This is a genomic window from Actinospineispora acaciae DSM 45401 (assembly GCF_000620785.1).
In the GTDB taxonomy this organism is placed as follows: Bacteria; Actinomycetota; Actinomycetes; order Mycobacteriales; family Pseudonocardiaceae; genus Pseudonocardia; species Pseudonocardia acaciae.
On record NZ_JIAI01000001.1, the window covers coordinates 1,413,766 to 1,429,431 of the forward strand.

Sequence of the window (15,666 nt, forward strand, 5' to 3'; positions counted from 1 at the left end):
CGAGTTCGTAACTTGACCGACTAGACGGTATAGTTAGGAGCATGAGGCCGAGTTCGAGAACCGCGATCCTGGATGCCGCCCTGCGACTCGCCGAGCGCGGGGGGATCGGCAGCCTGACGCTGGACTCCGCGGCCAGGGAGGCCGGCGTGAGCAAAGGCGGGCTGATCTACCACTTCGCCAGCAAGGAACAGCTGATGCTCGCCGTCGTCGAGCACGTCTGCCGGGGCTGGGAGGCGGCGCTGGCGGAGGAGCTGGGGACGGCGTACGAGGACGCGCCGCCCACCGCCAGGGCGCGCGCGTACGCGCGGGTCGCCGTCACCGAGAAGCCCAGGCGCGCCGACCTGACGATCCTGGTGGACGGCATGCACGACGAGGCGCTGCTCGCGCCGTGGCGGGCCCTGATCGCCCGGTGGACGGACACCCCGCCGCCCACGACGGATCCCGTCGACATCGACCGGCTGGTGGCGCGCCTGGCCGCCGAAGGGCTCTGGTTCGCCGAGGCGACCGACACGACAGGGTTGTCCGCCGAGGTGCGGGCCGCGGTGGTGGCGCGGATCGAGCGGCTGGCCGCCTCCGGGGGAGGCCGGGCATGACCAGGTGGGTCTACCTGGGCGTGGCGATCGGGCTGGAGGTGCTGGGCACGTTGTCGTTGCGGGCCATGGACGGGTTCGCCCATCCCTGGTGGCTGCTCGGCGTGGTCGTCGGGTACGCGGGCGCGTTCGCGTGCGTCGCCCAGGTGCTCAGGGCGGGCATGCCGGTCGGCGTGGCGTACGGGATCTGGGCGGCGGTCGGCGTGGCGCTCACCGCGGTCGGCGGCGCCGTGCTGTTCGGCGACCGGCTGAGCTGGCTCATCGGCGCCGGTATCGCGCTGGTCATCGGCGGGGTGCTGGCCGTGGAGCTGGGTGCGCGGCGGTCGGTGCGCTGATGCCCTGGTTGTTGCTGTCCGGCGCGATCGCGCTGGAGACCGTCGCCACGCTGTCCATGAAGGCGTCGCACGGGTTCAGCCGGAAGGCCTGGATCATCCCGGTGGCCGTGGGGTACGCCGGCGCGTTCACGCTGTTGGGCGCGGTTCTCGCCGGCGGGATGGCGGTCGGCGTGGCGTACGGGATCTGGGCGGCCGTCGGGGTCGCGCTGACCGCGATCTTCGGCCGGATCATCTTCAAGGACCCGCTGACCTGGCCGATCGCGTTCGGCATCGCCCTGATCATCGGCGGTGTGCTGCTGATCGAGCTCGGCGGCCACTGACCCACGAGAGGAGAGCGTTCGATGGATCTCTTCGTCGAGCCGTCACCGCACGTGTTCGTCTACCTGGGGTTCGAGGTCGGCGGCCGGAGGGCTGTGGATGAGAAGGCTTCCGAGCTGAAGGACGTGGCGGCAACCGTGCGCGGCGAGCCCTCGGTCGTCGACGTGCACCTCTTCCGCGCGACGTTCACCCCGCCCATTCCGGGCGGCCCGAGGTTCGACCTCGCGATGCTGGTGCGGACGTCCGCGCCGGAGACCACCTCGCACCCGGACCTGGAGCGCCTCGGCGCGACCATGACGATGTCCGCCCACAACCCGTGCCGGATCGGCGACACCGACGCGGGCCGCCCGGGCGCGACGTACCTGTTCAACCATTTCCACGCCCCGGACGTCGAAACGGCGGTGACGGTCTGGAAGGGCCTCGCCGGCTGGTTCACGGCCAACACCGGGATCGACAACTCCACCCCGCTGGCGGCCCTTGGCGACTCGGCCTACCCCCTCGTCAACTTCGCCCGGCTGCCCTCGGGGCCACGCCGCTTCCTGCTGCGGCAGTTCACCAGGCCAAGCTTCCGCACCCGCGTGCTCGCCCCGCTGCGCGCGCACCGGATGGCCGCGATGCCGATCTTCTACCGGCCGCTCTGACCCGGCAGCAGCGCGGCCCTGCCGTGTTCGGCGAACTCCCGCTCCAGCCGTTCGCGGGCGGTGTCGTCGAACAGCACGTAGTCGTCGTCGCCCCGGGGCAGCCAGAAGACCGGGTCCTCGGTACGCCACCCCGCGCGGCGCAGCCCGGCCTTGGCCACCTTGTTGCTCCCGGTGGTCGGCACCCGGTCGACCAGGCGCACGAACCGGGGCCGCCACTTGGTGCCCAGGTCCGGCTGCCCGTCCAGGAACCGGGCGAACGCCGCCGGCGCGAAGTCACCGCCCGGCACCAGGTGCAGCGCGCACATCACCTGGTCGCCGGTGCGCGGGTCGGGTACCGGGTAGACCAGCGCGACCGAGACGTCGGCCCACCGCTCCAGGATGCGTTCCACCGGGCCGGCGGCGAAGTTCTCGCCGTCCACCCGCAGCCGGTCCGACGAGCGGCCGGCGAAGTAGAAGTACCCGTCCGCGTCCCGGTAGCCGAGGTCACCGGTCCAGAAGTCGTCGCCCCGGACCCGCTCGGCGTGCGCGCCCGGGTTCTTGTAGTAGCCCTCGAACCGGTCGGCCAGCCCGACCCCCACGATCTGGCCGATCGCGGCGTCCGCGTTGAGCAGCCGACCGCGCTCGTCCCGCACCGCGGGCGGGCACTCCTCGCCGGTGACCTCGTCGAGCACCCGGACGTCCGCGCCCCCCACCGGCAGCCCCAGCGCGCCCTCCGGGGTGCCCGCCGTCCGGTTGATCCGCAGCACCCCTTCGCTGAGCCCGTACCCCTCGCTGACCCGGCACCCGAACCGGGCGCCGAACCGCGCGGCGTCGGCCACCGAGGCCTCGGTGCCGACCGCGAGCCGCAGGCTGCTCGCCCGGTCTTCGGGGGACTCCGGTCGGTCCAGCACGTAGGCCAGCGCCCGCCCGACATAGTTGACGAACGTGACCCGGTGGCGGTGGACGTCCCGCGCGAACCCGGACGCGGAGAACCGGCGCGCCAGGCACACCGTGGCACCGACGTACACCGAGGGCGCCAGGTTCATCATCACCGAGTTGCCGTGGAACAGCGGCATGCACAGGTAGGTCACCGACTCGCGGGCCAGCTCGGTGCGGACGCTGAGGGCCTGCGCCAGCATGCCCAGCCGGCGCTGCGAACAGACCACCGCCTTCGGCGCCCCCGTCGAGCCGGAGCTGAACAACAGCAGCAGGGTCGCCTCACCGGACGGCGGCCGCTCGGGCACCTCGGCGCCTCGGTGCCGGCGCAGCAGATCCTGGTAGCCGGGATCATCGATGTCGAGCACGCGGTCCGGCGGAACCCCGTGCTCCAGCCCGTCCAACAAGCCGACCAGCCGGCCCTCGGTGACGATCAGGTCGCAGTCGGTGTGCCGGATGTCGTGGGCCAGCTCGGCGCCGCGCCGGGTCGGGTTGATCCCGACCACCGCCGCCCCGGCCAACGCCGCCGCCCCGATCCAGAACACATAGTCCGGCACGTTCTCCAACAGCACGCCGACGTGCGGCGGCCGGCCGGGGGTGGCCAGCTCGCGCAGCAGTGCCGCCCGCCGCGCGCTCCGCTCAACGACCTCGCCCCACGTCCACGCCAGGCCCTCGGCGCGCAGCCCGATATGGTCGTCGCCCGCCCTGGCCAGCAACAACTCTGCGAACGTCCGCACGCCGCCCACACTACGAACCGGCGTCCAGCACCGCCCGGACGATCCCCTGGTACCCGGTGCACCGGCAGAGGTTCCCGGACAGGATCTCGCGGACGGCCTCTCCGGTGAGTGGCTTGGGAATGTCCGGGTCGTCCAGCATCTCGGTGGCGGTCACCAGCAGCCCGGCCGTGCAGAACCCACACTGCAGCGCATGGTGGCGGCCGAACGCGTCGCGCAACCGCGCGGTCGTCCCGTGATCACCCAGGCCCTCCACGGTGGTCACCTCGTGCCCGTCGACCTGCACCGCGAACAGCAGGCAGGCGCGCACGCTCCGCCCGTCCACCAGCACCGAGCATGCGCCGCACACGCCGTGCTCGCAGCCCAGGTGGGTGCCGGTGAGCCCCAGGTCATCGCGCAGGAAGTCGGCCAGGGTGCGCCGCACCGGGACCTCGGCGTGCACGGCGCGGCCGTTCACCGTGGCGCGCACCACCGTCCGCCGCTCGGCCGTCATGCGTCCTCCCCCACCGCGCGCCGGTGCGCCGCGCACAGCGCCTCGGCCAGCGCCTCCGCACCGAGTGGCGCGCGCCCCCAACGACGCCCGAGCCGCTCCCACAGCCGTTCGCCCGGCCGCTCCCCCAGCACCTCGTCCGGGACGCTGACCAGCAACGGCCGGTCGGCCGCCGCGAGCAGCGCGGCCCGGATCCCGGACACCCGCCCGCCCGCGTCGAGCGTGAGGACGCATCCGGCGCCGGCCGTGGCGAAGTCGCCGTGCCGGGGCGCGTACTCCACGAACCCCCAGCCCTGGCCGGGCCGCAACGCCGGCACCTCGACCCAGGTGATGATCTCGTCCGGCGCCAGCGCCGTGGTGAAGTGGGAGACGAAGAACCGCTCCGCCGGGATCGGCCGGCGGCCGCGCGCGGCGGACTCGACGTGCACCACCGCACCGAGCGCCACCATCGCCATGGGCAGCTCGGCCGCCGGGTCGGCGTGCGCCAGCGAACCGCCCACGGTGCCCCGGTTGCGGATGCCGACGTGCCCGATGTGCCTCGCGGCGGCGGCCACCAGCGGCAGCCGCGTCGAGATCAGCGGGTCGGTCTCCAGCGTCCGGTGCCGGACCAGCGCGCCCAGCACGACCCGGTCCACGTCGTCGAAGACGCGGTCCAGCTCGGACAGCCCGCCGATGTCCACCAGTCGCGCGGGCCGCGCCAGCCGCAGGTTCATCAGGGTCACCAGGCTCTGGCCGCCGGCGAGCACCTTGGTCTCACCGGACGGGTCGTCGGCCAGCGCGCCGAGCACGTCGGCGACTCCCCGGGCGCGGTGGTAGTCGAACCGGGCCGGCTTCATGCACACCCGGCCCGGGGCGGCGCGAGCGGGGTGGCCGTCAGGTGTGAGCCGAGCGCGTCGTCCACCGCGGCCGCCAGCGCCGCGCCCACGGCGATGGTGCCGCTCTCCCCCGCGCCCCGGACCCCGAGCGGGTTGCCGGGGGTGTCCACCGGGAGGTGGCGGACCCGCACCTCAGGCATGTCGCACGAGCTGGGCAGCAGGTAGTCGGCGAGCGTGGTGCAGCGGGGCTGGCCGTCCTCGCCGTAGCGGAACTCCTCCAGCAGCGCGCCGCCGATCCCCTGCGCCACCCCGCCGATGATCTGGCCCTCCACCACCTGAGGGTTGATCTCGACGCCGCCTTCATGGGCCACCGCATAGCGCAGGACGGTCACCGCGCCGGTCCGCCGGTGCACCCCGACCACCGCCACGTGCACACCCATCGTCCAGGTCACGGTGGGCGGCCGGAACAGCTCGGTGACGTCCAGCGGCGGCCCCTCACCGCCGGGAACGGCCAGCTCCGCCCAGGTCACCGTCCGCTCCGCCGAGCCGAACGCCCCGTCCTCCATCACCACCCCGTCCTCCGGCAGCCCGAGCAGCTTGGCCGCACGCCGCCGACCCCGCCGGCGCAGCTCGTCGGCCGCGCACCGGACGGCGGACCCGGCGAGCACCGCCGAGCGGCTGGCGAAGGTGCCGATGCCGTGCTCGACCAGGTCGGTGTCCGTACCCCGGACCACCACCCGGTCCATGCCCACGCCCAGCGCGTCCGCCGCGACCTGCGCGAACACCGTCTCGTGCGACTGACCGGCGGACGCCGCCCCGGTGACCACCTCGAACGTCCCCGACGAGGTCAGCCGCACCCGCGCGGACTCGTACGGGCCGCGCCCGGTCGCCTCCAGGTAGCAGCCGATGCCCCGCCCCACCGCCAGCTCGGGGCGGGCCGCGCGCAGCGACTCCAGCTCGTCGCGGCCCAACAGCTCGACCGCCGCGTCCAGGCAGGCGAGGTAGTCGCCGCCGTCGTAGCTGATCGGCACCCCGTCCCGGTACGGCAGCGGCCGGGGGTAGGGCAGGTCGGCGGCGGCGAGCAGGTTGCGGCGGCGGATCTGCTCGCCGGTCAGGCCGAGGCGGGCGGCGGCGGCGTCCAGGCTGCGCTCCAGCGCGAAGCAGGCCTCCGGCCGGCCGGCCCCCCGGTACTGCGCGACGATCGTCTTGTTGGTGAACGCGGCCCGGCCCCGGATCCGGGCGTTCGGGATCCGGTACGGGCCGAGCAGGTGGATCCCGGTGTTGGCGATCACCCCGGCCGCCCACAGGCTGCCGGCACCGACGTCGATGGTGAACTCGTCCTCCCACGCCGTGATGTGCCCGTCGGCGTCCACCGAGAGCCGCGCGCGGTGCACCTGGTCCCTGCCCTGCGCGGCGGACACCAGGTGCTCCTGCCGGTCCTCCACCCAGACCAGGTCGCGGCCGGTCCGGCGGGCCAGCACCGCGACGACGACCTCCTCGGCGTACACGTTGGCCTTGGTCCCGAACCCGCCGCCCACCTCCGGCACCACCACCCGCACCTCGTCGGTGGACCACCCGGTGGCCGCGCAGATGCCCCGGCGCACCAGGTGCGGGATCTGGGTCGACGTCCACACCGAGACCCTGGCCGCGTCCACCCTGGCCAGCACGCCCCGGCCCTCCAGCGGCACCGCCCCGTGCCGGCCGACCCGGTAGACCTCGTCCACCGTCACGGCGGCCTCGGCGGTGGACACGTCGCCCACGTCGATGGACATCTCACCGGCCAGGTTGTCCGGCAGGTGCGGGTGGATCGGCGCGGTGCCCGGGCGCAGCGCCTCCTCGGCGTCGGTGACCGCCGGCAGCGGGGCGTAGGTGACCTCGATGGCCTCCAGCGCGTCCTCGGCCGCGTACCTGTCCGAGGCGACCACCACCGCGACCGGCTGGCCCACGTAATGCACCCGGTCCGCGGGCAGGATGGGCAGCCGCTGCTCGGCCACGGCGAACCGGGTGGCCGCCGCGAACACCGGGTCCGGCTCGTGCAGCGGCGGGATCGTCGCGCGGTGCAGGCCGAGGTCGGCGCCGGTGTAGACGCCGAGCACGCCCGGCATCGCGGCGGCGGCCGAGACGTCGATGCGCTCGATCAGGGCGTGCGCCTCGGTCGAGCGGAGGAACACCACCGACCGCGCGCCGGCCGCGAGGTCGGCCAGGAAACGGCCCGTGCCGCCCATCAGCCGTTTGTCCTCGCGGCGTGGCACGGCCGTGCCGACCAGCCGGGGTGCCGTCACCGGAGCCCCTTCTCCCAGCGCCACAGCAGCACCGAGACGGTGAACGACACGACGATGAGCAGCAGGATGGTGGCCACCATCTCGGGGTACGCGCCGTGCCCGTACGCCTGCAGCACCACCCGGCCCAGCCCCTGGCGGGTGGCGAAGAACTCCGAGAGCACCACCCCGACCACGGCCAGGCTGGCCGCGAGCCGGACGCCGGTGAGCAGCGGGCGCCGGATCGCCGGCAGGATGATGTGCACCAGCATCTGGAACCAGGAAGCCCGCACTGAGCGGCCGAGCTTCCAGTACACCCGGGGCAGCTCCCTGACCCCGGTCGCGACGTTGATCAGCACCGGGAACAGCGCGAACAGCACGCCCATCACGACCTTGGAGCCGCTCAGCGCGAAGATCGGCAGCAGCACCGGGTAGAGCACGATCTTGGGGACGCCGTTCAGGGCGATCACGAGCGGTTCGAACACGAGCCTGGCCCGGTGGGACAGGCCGAGGAGCAGACCGACCAGCCCGCCGAGCGCGGTGCCGACGGCGAAGGCGATCACCACCGCGACGGCGGTGGCCCGCAGGTCGACCAGGTAGTCGCCGTCGCCGAGGTTGGCCACCAGCACCCGCACCGTCTCCAGCGGCGCCGGCACCACGAAGGTGAGCCCGGAGACAACCTGCCAGCCGAGCACGGCGAGCACCGCGACAGCCACCGATCCGAGCCGGCTCATGCCGCCCGACCCTTCACGAGCAGCCGCTCCACCACCGCCAGCAGCGCGGTGAGCAGCACCGAGAACAGTAGGACGACCAGGATGTAGGAGTACATGGCGTTGCTGTTGAAGATCTCGTACAGGTAGCGGATGCGGTAGCCGAGGCCGGCCTGCGCGGTGGTGAACTCCATCGCGATGCTGCCGATCAGCGCGTACACCACGCCGAGGCGCAGGCCGGCGACGATGAACGGCGCGGCGGCCGGCAGCGCGATCGAGAACAGCGTCTGGTGCGGCCGGCACTCCAGCGACCGGGCCAGCTTCAGGTACACCGGCCGGATCCCGTTCAGGCCCACGGCGGTGTTCAGCGCCACTGGGATCGCCGCCATGACCGTGGCCAGGATGACCACCGAGGCCGCGTTGATCCCCACGATCACGATCATCACCGGGTAGAAGAGCACCATCGGCACCGCGTAGAACGACACCAGGTACGGCTCGAACACCCTGCCCAGGGTGGGCAGCTTCCAGAACGCCAGCCCGGCCAGCAGCCCGAGCGCCGACCCGGCCACCACGGACAGCCCGACCTCCATGCCGGTGCGCCCCGCGTCCGCCCAGAACTGCCCCTGGCCGAGCAGCCTGCCCAGCCCGGCCACCGTCCTCGACGGCGCCGGGAAGGTGCTCGCCCGCCACCACCCGCTCACCGCGCCGACCTCCGCGAACGCCCCGAGCAGCGCCAGCAGCACGGCGGTGGCGAGCACGCTCACCACGGCGTCCGAGGGCCGGCGCCGGGTTCGGCGCTCCGGGCGCACGGGTGGCCGATGCCTGGGTTGTGCCTCGGTCGGAGCCACGCTCACGTGGCACCCTCCCGCTGCCGGAAACCGCGCATCGACTCGTCCCGCAGCGACGCCCACACCCGGTTGTGCAGCTCGTTGAACCGAGGCGTCGAGACGACGGCGGGGTCGCGCTCGTCGGGCAGGTCCACGTCGACGACGTCGATGATCCGGCCCGGCCGGTAGGACATCACCCAGATCCGCTGGGAGAGCAGGATCGCCTCGGAGATGTCGTGGGTCACGAACAGCACCGTCTGGTTGCTCCGGCGCCAGATGTCGCGCACCTCCGCGCCCAGGAAGATCCGGGTCTGCTGGTCGAGGGCGGCGAACGGCTCGTCCATCAGCACCACCCCGGGCCGCAGCGCGAGCGTGCGGGCCAGCGCGACCCGCTGGCGCATGCCGCCGGAGAGCGTCGACGGATAGGCCCGCTCGAAGCCCTGCAGCCCGACCAGCTCGATCGCCTCCCGCGCCCGGGTGCGCTGCTCCGCCCTGGACACGCCGGCGATCTGCAGCGCGAACCGGACGTTGTCGGTCACGGTGCGCCACGGCAGCGTGGAGTCCTCCTGGAACACCACGCCGATGCCCCGGTCCGGGCCGGTGACCGGGACGCCACCCACGGCGACGCCGCCCTCGGTCGCGGCCTGCAGCCCGGCGATGGCCGCGAGCAGCGTGGACTTCCCGCAGCCGCTGGGCCCGACCAGCGAGACGAAGCTGCCCGACTCGACCCGCTCGCTGACCCCGTCCACCGCGACGACCGGCCCCGCCGGGGCGTCGAACACGACGCGCAGGCCGTCGACCTCGATCTCCGACATCAGAACCGCGCCCGCTGCGGCTCGGGCAGGTACTGCTGGTCCAGCACCGTCGCCCAGTCGACCGGTTCGGGGATCTGGCCGGCCGCCACCATCAGGTCGGAGAGGTTCTTCAGCGCGGCCGGGTCGACCCGCAGCGAGTACGCCTTGCGCAGGTCCGGGGTGTCCCGCAGGGCCTTGGCCACGGTGGGCGCCTCGACGCCGACCTTGGGGGCGAGGTCCTTGGCGGCCGCGTCGGGGTCGGCCACCACCCAGTCCATGATCTTCTGTGCCACGGTGAAGAACTTCCGGACGTTCTCCGGGTTGGCCTTCGCGTAGTTGGAGTTGACCGCCGCGAGGTCGGCCGGCATGTCGCCGAGCACGTCCCGGGACGCCACCAGGACCTGGGCGCCCTCCTTCTGCTGCTTCTCGGTGACGAACGGGTGCATCGCCCAGCCCGCGGTGATCTGCCCGGCACGCGCGGCCGTCCAGTTGTCGCCCATGCCGCCGACCGCCTGGCTGGTCACCCGCATCTTCTTGGCCAGGCCCTTGACCAGCAGCTCGGTCGACGACCCGGCCCCGGAGAAGCCCAGCTTGGCGCCCTCGGCGCTCCGGCCGGGCGGCGCGATCCAGTAGAAGTCGTTCACCTGGAACCACGGCGCCACCACCGTGAGGTTGGAGTCGGGCTGGCGGGCGGCCAGCAGCACCGAGGTGTTGCCGGCGATGGCCATGTCGGCGTCACCGCTGGTCACCACCCGCAGCGTGTTGCCGCCACCGCCGCCGGAGTACATCGAGACGTCCAGCCCGGCTTCGGAGAACCAGCCCTTGTCCACCCCGACCTGCAGCATCGCCATGAACGGCAGGCTGTCCACGCCGGTGGCCGAGATGCTGAGCCGGTTGGTCGGGCGCTGGTCGGACGACCCGCCGCCGCAGCCCGACACGGCGAGCAGGACGGCGGCGGCCATGGCGAGCAGGGCGGACGCGCGGGGCCGGATCTGGTTCATGGGATCTCCCGGGAAGAAGCGGTTCATGCCACCTGGCGCCGTCGCCAGGTGACGCCCAGCGCGACCGCCACCGCCGCCAGGGCGAGCCCGAGGGCGGCGGGCACCCAGCGTGACTGCGGCCGGACGGGCTCCGGTGTCGGCGGGGCCACCGTCGCGCTGGGGTGCGCGGTGATCAGGACCCCGTCCGCCGGGGTCAGCCGGCGGGTCAGCGCCGGCGGCGCCCCGGGCACGTCGCTGCCCGGGGCCGGGTGCTCCGTGGACCGGGTCATCGGTCAGACCCGGGCCGCGATCTCGGCGAACGCCCTGATGGTGTCCGCCTTGCTCCGGCCGGGGCGCACGAACGGCACGATCGACACCTGGTCCACCCCCAGGTTGGCGATCGAGGCCAGCCGCTTCTCGCACTCCTCCGGCGTGCCGGCCAGCGCGAACAGGTCCACCAGCTCGTCGGGGACCAGGTCGGCGTGCGCGGCCTCGGTGTCCATGTGGTGGTAGTAGTCGTAGTTCGAGCGGATGCGCTCCACCGCGTCCTGCAGGTGCGGCGCCACCGGGGCGGGCAGCGGGCGGATCACCACCCGGCTGACGTGCGCGCGCACCAGGTCGCGCGCCTCGGCGCTGTCGGGGCCGATCGCGGTCGGGGTCCACAGCACGATCTTCAGGTCGGCGAGGGTCCGCCCGCCCTCCTGGGCGCCGGCCTCGATGGTCCGCAGCGCGGCCTCGATGAAGTGCGGCGCGGTGCCCACCAGGACGATCACCCCGTCGGCGATACGCCCGGCGAGCCGCAGGATCTTCGGCGCGGACGCCGCGATGTAGATCGGGATCTCGACCGGGCCGTCCAGGTAGTCGAGGTGGTAGCGCGCCCCGCTGGTCGGCTCGGTGACGTCCTCGCCCCGGAACAGGGCGCGCAGCTCGGAGACGGCCTGTTCCAGCTCGGCCAGCTTGAGCGGGCGCAGGCCCATGGTGCGCAGCGAGGAGTCGCCGGTGCCGATGCCCAGCACCGCGCGCCCGCCGGTGAGCTCCGAGAGCGTGGCCCACGAGGAGGCGAGCACCGAGCGGTGCCGGGTCAGCGCGTTGGTCACGCCGGTGCCGAACACGATCCGGTCGGTGCCGACGGCGGAGGCGGCCATCACGGCGGTGGACTCGCGCCAGATGTTCTGCGAGTCGCCGAACCAGACGTTGTCGTACCCGAGCCCCTCGCACAGCCGCACGTACTCGCGCATCGCCGCCACCGGCTCGGTGGCGAACAGCCCGACTCCCTTGCTCAGCACGTCCCGGGTCCTCCTCCAGTGTGACCGGCGCAACGCCGGACACTGTGCCCCATATCCAGTATCCAATGCAAGGGGCACGGCACCGTCCCGGGAACCGGGCGGAGGTCGGGTCGAGGTCGGGTCGAGGTCGGGTCAGCCCCAGTCGTCGACCAGGCGCAGGTCCTCGATGGCGTGGCCCCGGTGCACGTCCAGCAGCCGCACCACCAGCGCGGCGTCCCGTTGCCGGCACGCCTCCAGGATCTCGGCGTGCTCGCTGTTCACGGACTCGCGGTTGAGCGGCTTGACGAAGTAGAGCGAGCGGTACGGGTCGGTGGTGTCCCAGAGCTGCCTGATGATCCGGATCGCGCGGTGCATCCGGCTGGGCTCGAACAGCGTGAAGTGGAACTCGCGGTTCTCCACCACGAAGGCGCTCATGTCCTTGGTGTCCGCGGCGGCGTCCATCGCGTCCATGGCGCGGCGCATCCGGGTCAGGTGCTCGTCCTCGATCCTGGGCACCGCCTCGCCGGCGACGTCGGACTCCAGCACCCGGCGCAGCCGGTACACCTCGAGCAGCTCGCTGACCTTGAGCTTCGTCACCGTGTAGCCCCGGTGCGCGGCGTAGGTGAGGTGCCCCTCCCCCTCCAGGGTCTTGAGCGCCTCGCGCACCGGCACCCGGCTCACCCCGAACTGCTCGGCCAGCAGCTCCTGCACGATCTGGGTGCCGGGCGGCAGCTCGCCCCGGATGATCATCGCGCGGATCTCGGCGAGCACCGCCTGCTGCGCGGTCTGCGGCTTGGTGAAACGGGACAACGCCCTACTCACCCCATCCTCCCGAGAGTCCGAAAGCCCATGCGCTCGCCCCTCCCCTTCACCGTGACGCTAGGCAAGCGGAGATTGGAGCCTGTATATGTTAGCCAATGTCGACAACCCTGATCACCGACATCGACGTACTCGTCACCGGCGACGCCGAAGGGACGGTGCACCGCGACACCACGCTGGTCATCGCCGACGGTGTGGTCGCCGGGATCGGAGCGGACTGTCCCGCGCCGGACCGGGTGATCTCGGCCGGCGGCCTGAGCGTCATCCCCGGGCTGGTGGACGGGCACGTGCACCCCACGTTCGGGGAGTGGACGCCCGCGCAGAACGCCAGCGGCTGGGTGCGCAACTACCTGCACGGCGGCACCACCACCATGGTCTCGGCCGGCGAGCTGCACGTGCCCGGCCTGCCCTTCGACGAGCTGAGCCCGGAGCTGGTGACCGGGCTGGCGATCACCTCGCTGCGCACCACGGGGCGGGTGCGCCCGTCCGGGGTCAAGGCGCACTGCGGCACCGTGCTGCTCACCCCGGACATGACCGAGGGCCACTTCGACCGGCTCGCCGAGTACGGCGCCGGCCACGCCAAGTTCATCTTCTACGACTGGGACCGCCTGTCCTCCGGCGAGCCGCCCCGCTACGTCCGCTGGGCGCACGAGCGTGGCATGACCGTCAAGATGCACTCCGGCGGGGTGTCCCGCTCCGGCTCCAGCCGGGTCGCCGGGTACGACCTGGTCGCGGCGGTCAGCCCGGACGTGGTCGCGCACATCTCCGGCGGCCCCATCCCGATGCCGGACGACGAGATCAGGCGGACCATCGACGAGCTGCCCGGGCACGTCGAGGTGTGCAGCTCGATGAACTACCGGGCGACCGCCGTCACCGTGGACCGGCTGACCGAGCGCGGCGAGCTGCACCGCCTGACGCTGGGCACCGACACCCCCGGCGGCACCGGCGTGATCCCGCGCGGCATGCTGCGCAACGTCTGCTACCTCGCCTCGATGTGCGGGATGGACCCGGCCGTCGCGGTCGCGGCCGCCACCGGCAACACCGCCCGTGCCCACCAGCTGGACGTCGGGGTGCTGGCCGAGGGACGCCCCGCCGACCTGCTCGTCCTCGGCCCGGTGACCGGCTCGCGGGCGGAGAACGTGCTCGACTGCTTCGCGCTCGGCGACCTGCCCGGCATCGCGGCGGTGTTCGTCGACGGGGAGCCGCTGGTGCTCGGCCGCAGCGAGCAGACGCCACCGCCGAGCAGGCGCCTCACGGCCTGATCAGCTCGCCCGCACCAGCCGCCGCACCAGCGGCACCGCCGCACAGCAGACCAGCGCCACCGCCATCGCGATCAGCGTCACCCGCTGGTTCTCCCGGTACGAGACCCCCGCGACGACGCCCACCCCCGTGTACAGCAGCGACCAGACCACCGCGCCCACCGCCGACCAGGCCGCGAACCGCCGGTAGGGCATCCGCACCGTGCCCGCGACCAGCGGCGCCACCGCGTGCACCACCGAGACGAACCGCAGCGGCACCAGCACCGGGGCGCCCCGCCCGGCCAGGAAGCCCTCCGCCCGCACCCAGTGACCGTCCCCGACCCGTCGCCCCAACCGCCCGTGCCGCAGCCGAGGCCCGACCCGCCGTCCCAACAGGTACCCGCCGCTCTCCCCGACCAGCGCACCGACGATCGTCGCCGCCACCACCGCCGCGAACTGGCCAGGCCCCTGGACCGTCGAGCCGGCCAGCATCACCACCACGTCACCCGGCACCAGCAGTCCGACCAGCGCCGTCGTCTCCATCACGATGAACAGCCCGGCGAACAGGCACAGCACCCACAGGTCCAGCCCGCTCAGCCAGCCGAGCGCCTCGCTCGTGACAGCCACCAGGTCGCCCACAGATTCCCGCCTCCCCGCCACGTCCGCGGCGCCAAGACGAGCCTGACGGCCCCGGCCGCCCGCGAAGACAGGGATGTCCCCGACCGCTGCCCTGATTCCACTCCCGGACCCGACCCCTAGCCCGTCGACGCGATCCGGGTCCCGCCGCCCCCGGCCCACGCCTGCGCCATCGTCGCCGGGGACGTGACCAGCACCTCGCGGCCGCCCGCGTCCAGGAAACCCAGCGCGGCCTCGATCTTCGGCCCCATGCTCCCGGCCGGGAACTCGCCGTCGGCCAGGTGCCGGCGGGCCTGCGCCGCGTCCAACCGGTCCAGGAACCGCTGGTCGGGGTGGCCGAACCGGACCGCGATGCGATCGACCCCGGTGGCGATGACCAGGACCTCGGCGTCCACCGCGGTGCCCAGCAGGGCGGACGCGAAGTCCTTGTCGATCACCGCCTCGACGCCGCGATAGCGACCGTCCGCCTCCTCCACGACCGGGATGCCCCCGCCGCCGGCGGCGATCACGACGTGCCCGGCGTCGAGGAGGTCACGAACCGCGTGCTGCTCCAGGAACCGGCGCGGGCGCGGCGAGGGCACCACCCGGCGCCAGCCCCGCCCGGAGTCCTCCACGATCGTCCACCGGTGTTCGTGGGCCAGGCGCCGCGCGTCCGCCGCCGAGTAGAACGAGCCGATCGGCTTGGACGGCCGTCCGAACGCCGGGTCGTCGCCGTCGACGACGGTGTGCGTCAGCACGGCGGCCACCTGCCCGGGAACGCCGCGCGCCCGCAGCTCGCCGGCGAGCGTGGACCCGAGGATGTAGCCGATGCTGCCCTGCGAGTCGGCCACGCACATGTCCAGCCCGAGATGCGGCAGCTCGGGCGCGAGGTCGGCGACCAGGTCCGAGCGCCGTTTGATGAAGCCGACCTGCGGGCCGTTGCCGTGGGTCACGACCAGCCGCCACCCCGACTCGACCAGCTCGCACAGGCCCGAGGCGATCCGGCGGGCGGCCTCGAACTGCTCGGCGATCGTGGCGGTGGGGCCTCCGTCGAGGAGCGCGTTCCCGCCGATCGCGACCACTGCCGTGGGGCTGTTCACTTGCGTCACGCTAAGCGCGCCGTCGGCGTCCGGTCACTGGCTTCGCGGGCCGAAGGCCTCGCCGTTTCGTTGGCAGCCGGTGCCATGGTCGATTAGCGTGACCCACGGCACAGTGTTCTTCTTCAGAGGCTTGTTCACCAATCGCCTCCGGCGATCACACCGCCTGGTCCAGCCGCTCGGACGAGCCTCCGGCCCGCCCTCGCGCCAGGAGTGTGAACAACC

At 73.3% G+C, this 15,666-nt stretch carries 18 protein-coding genes; 5 read left to right on the forward strand and 13 right to left on the reverse strand.

The window, feature by feature from the left end:
• The first annotated feature begins 41 nt into the window (after positions 1 to 41).
• Genes N912_RS0106810 through N912_RS0106825 form a run of 4 tightly spaced genes read left to right on the forward strand, consistent with a single transcriptional unit; the run spans position 42 to position 1,884 of the window.
• Positions 42 to 593: a TetR/AcrR family transcriptional regulator gene (locus N912_RS0106810; RefSeq protein ID WP_028921858.1), complete on the forward strand. Its 552-nt coding sequence runs from the start codon at positions 42 to 44 to the stop codon at positions 591 to 593.
• The gene (locus N912_RS0106815) at positions 590 to 925 is read left to right on the forward strand and encodes a DMT family transporter (RefSeq protein ID WP_028921859.1); all 336 of its coding nucleotides are present in this window, start codon (positions 590 to 592) and stop codon (positions 923 to 925) included. Before N912_RS0106810 ends, N912_RS0106815 begins: the two co-directional genes overlap by 4 nt.
• Positions 925 to 1,245 (forward strand): DMT family transporter, encoded by a 321-nt coding sequence (locus N912_RS0106820; RefSeq protein ID WP_028921860.1) that lies wholly within the window; start codon positions 925 to 927, stop codon positions 1,243 to 1,245. Before N912_RS0106815 ends, N912_RS0106820 begins: the two co-directional genes overlap by 1 nt.
• A gap of 21 nt (positions 1,246 to 1,266) precedes the next feature.
• The gene (locus N912_RS0106825) at positions 1,267 to 1,884 is read left to right on the forward strand and encodes a hypothetical protein (RefSeq protein WP_028921861.1); all 618 of its coding nucleotides are present in this window, start codon (positions 1,267 to 1,269) and stop codon (positions 1,882 to 1,884) included.
• Here the strand turns inward: N912_RS0106825 and N912_RS0106830 are convergent.
• From N912_RS0106830 to N912_RS49960, 11 genes are all read right to left on the reverse strand, one after another.
• The gene (locus N912_RS0106830; RefSeq protein WP_028921862.1) at positions 1,869 to 3,536 is read right to left on the reverse strand and encodes an AMP-binding protein; all 1,668 of its coding nucleotides are present in this window, start codon (positions 3,534 to 3,536) and stop codon (positions 1,869 to 1,871) included. The two genes, N912_RS0106825 and N912_RS0106830, sit on opposite strands and share 16 nt — an antisense overlap.
• A gap of 10 nt (positions 3,537 to 3,546) precedes the next feature.
• On the reverse strand, positions 3,547 to 4,026 hold the full coding sequence (locus tag N912_RS0106835; RefSeq protein WP_028921863.1) for a (2Fe-2S)-binding protein: 480 nt from the start codon (positions 4,024 to 4,026) through the stop codon (positions 3,547 to 3,549).
• Positions 4,023 to 4,859, reverse strand: a complete 837-nt coding sequence (locus N912_RS49955; RefSeq protein WP_051579764.1) for an FAD binding domain-containing protein — start codon at positions 4,857 to 4,859, stop codon at positions 4,023 to 4,025. Before N912_RS49955 ends, N912_RS0106835 begins: the two co-directional genes overlap by 4 nt.
• The gene (locus N912_RS0106845; protein WP_245645193.1) at positions 4,856 to 7,120 is read right to left on the reverse strand and encodes a xanthine dehydrogenase family protein molybdopterin-binding subunit; all 2,265 of its coding nucleotides are present in this window, start codon (positions 7,118 to 7,120) and stop codon (positions 4,856 to 4,858) included. The genes N912_RS49955 and N912_RS0106845 overlap by 4 nt, the downstream gene beginning before the upstream one ends.
• The gene (locus N912_RS0106850) at positions 7,117 to 7,830 is read right to left on the reverse strand and encodes an ABC transporter permease (RefSeq protein WP_028921865.1); all 714 of its coding nucleotides are present in this window, start codon (positions 7,828 to 7,830) and stop codon (positions 7,117 to 7,119) included. Before N912_RS0106850 ends, N912_RS0106845 begins: the two co-directional genes overlap by 4 nt.
• Positions 7,827 to 8,660 (reverse strand): ABC transporter permease, encoded by an 834-nt coding sequence (locus tag N912_RS0106855; RefSeq protein WP_028921866.1) that lies wholly within the window; start codon positions 8,658 to 8,660, stop codon positions 7,827 to 7,829. Before N912_RS0106855 ends, N912_RS0106850 begins: the two co-directional genes overlap by 4 nt.
• Positions 8,657 to 9,448 (reverse strand): ABC transporter ATP-binding protein, encoded by a 792-nt coding sequence (locus tag N912_RS0106860; RefSeq protein ID WP_211261139.1) that lies wholly within the window; start codon positions 9,446 to 9,448, stop codon positions 8,657 to 8,659. The genes N912_RS0106855 and N912_RS0106860 overlap by 4 nt, the downstream gene beginning before the upstream one ends.
• Positions 9,448 to 10,428 (reverse strand): ABC transporter substrate-binding protein, encoded by a 981-nt coding sequence (locus N912_RS0106865; protein ID WP_028921868.1) that lies wholly within the window; start codon positions 10,426 to 10,428, stop codon positions 9,448 to 9,450. Before N912_RS0106865 ends, N912_RS0106860 begins: the two co-directional genes overlap by 1 nt.
• Before the next feature lie 23 nt (positions 10,429 to 10,451).
• Entirely contained in the window at positions 10,452 to 10,697 is a 246-nt protein-coding gene (locus N912_RS0106870) for a hypothetical protein (RefSeq protein WP_028921869.1), read from the reverse strand.
• 3 nt (positions 10,698 to 10,700) lie between these two features.
• Positions 10,701 to 11,693 carry an LLM class flavin-dependent oxidoreductase gene (locus N912_RS0106875; protein ID WP_028921870.1) on the reverse strand — a complete coding sequence of 331 codons (993 nt, stop codon included), beginning with the start codon at positions 11,691 to 11,693 and terminating at the stop codon, positions 10,701 to 10,703.
• 132 nt (positions 11,694 to 11,825) lie between these two features.
• On the reverse strand, positions 11,826 to 12,494 hold the full coding sequence (locus N912_RS49960) for a GntR family transcriptional regulator (protein WP_064745162.1): 669 nt from the start codon (positions 12,492 to 12,494) through the stop codon (positions 11,826 to 11,828).
• A 95-nt stretch (positions 12,495 to 12,589) separates the two neighbouring features.
• Between N912_RS49960 and N912_RS0106885 the strand changes: the two genes are divergently transcribed.
• Positions 12,590 to 13,753 (forward strand): amidohydrolase family protein, encoded by a 1,164-nt coding sequence (locus N912_RS0106885; protein ID WP_028921871.1) that lies wholly within the window; start codon positions 12,590 to 12,592, stop codon positions 13,751 to 13,753.
• Here the strand turns inward: N912_RS0106885 and N912_RS61500 are convergent, their stop codons facing one another.
• Positions 13,754 to 14,356, reverse strand: a complete 603-nt coding sequence (locus N912_RS61500) for a DedA family protein (protein ID WP_156993213.1) — start codon at positions 14,354 to 14,356, stop codon at positions 13,754 to 13,756. It abuts the gene before it with no gap.
• A 128-nt stretch (positions 14,357 to 14,484) separates the two neighbouring features.
• Positions 14,485 to 15,444, reverse strand: coding sequence for a carbamate kinase (locus N912_RS0106895; RefSeq protein WP_051579765.1), 960 nt, complete (start codon positions 15,442 to 15,444; stop codon positions 14,485 to 14,487).
• Between the last annotated feature and the right edge of the window lie 222 nt (positions 15,445 to 15,666).

Coding starts and splice junctions, on each gene's coding strand:
- N912_RS0106815 (WP_028921859.1), top strand. CDS start 590: ATGACCAGGTGGGTCTACCTGGGCGTGGCGATCGGGCTGGAGGTGCTG.
- N912_RS0106870 (WP_028921869.1), bottom strand. CDS start 10,697: ATGACCCGGTCCACGGAGCACCCGGCCCCGGGCAGCGACGTGCCCGGG.
- N912_RS0106835 (WP_028921863.1), bottom strand. CDS start 4,026: ATGACGGCCGAGCGGCGGACGGTGGTGCGCGCCACGGTGAACGGCCGC.
- N912_RS0106865 (WP_028921868.1), bottom strand. CDS start 10,428: ATGAACCAGATCCGGCCCCGCGCGTCCGCCCTGCTCGCCATGGCCGCC.
- N912_RS0106825 (WP_028921861.1), top strand. CDS start 1,267: ATGGATCTCTTCGTCGAGCCGTCACCGCACGTGTTCGTCTACCTGGGG.
- N912_RS49955 (WP_051579764.1), bottom strand. CDS start 4,859: ATGAAGCCGGCCCGGTTCGACTACCACCGCGCCCGGGGAGTCGCCGAC.
- N912_RS0106810 (WP_028921858.1), top strand. CDS start 42: ATGAGGCCGAGTTCGAGAACCGCGATCCTGGATGCCGCCCTGCGACTC.
- N912_RS0106820 (WP_028921860.1), top strand. CDS start 925: ATGCCCTGGTTGTTGCTGTCCGGCGCGATCGCGCTGGAGACCGTCGCC.
- N912_RS0106885 (WP_028921871.1), top strand. CDS start 12,590: ATGTCGACAACCCTGATCACCGACATCGACGTACTCGTCACCGGCGAC.
- N912_RS0106860 (WP_211261139.1), bottom strand. CDS start 9,448: ATGTCGGAGATCGAGGTCGACGGCCTGCGCGTCGTGTTCGACGCCCCG.
- N912_RS0106850 (WP_028921865.1), bottom strand. CDS start 7,830: ATGAGCCGGCTCGGATCGGTGGCTGTCGCGGTGCTCGCCGTGCTCGGC.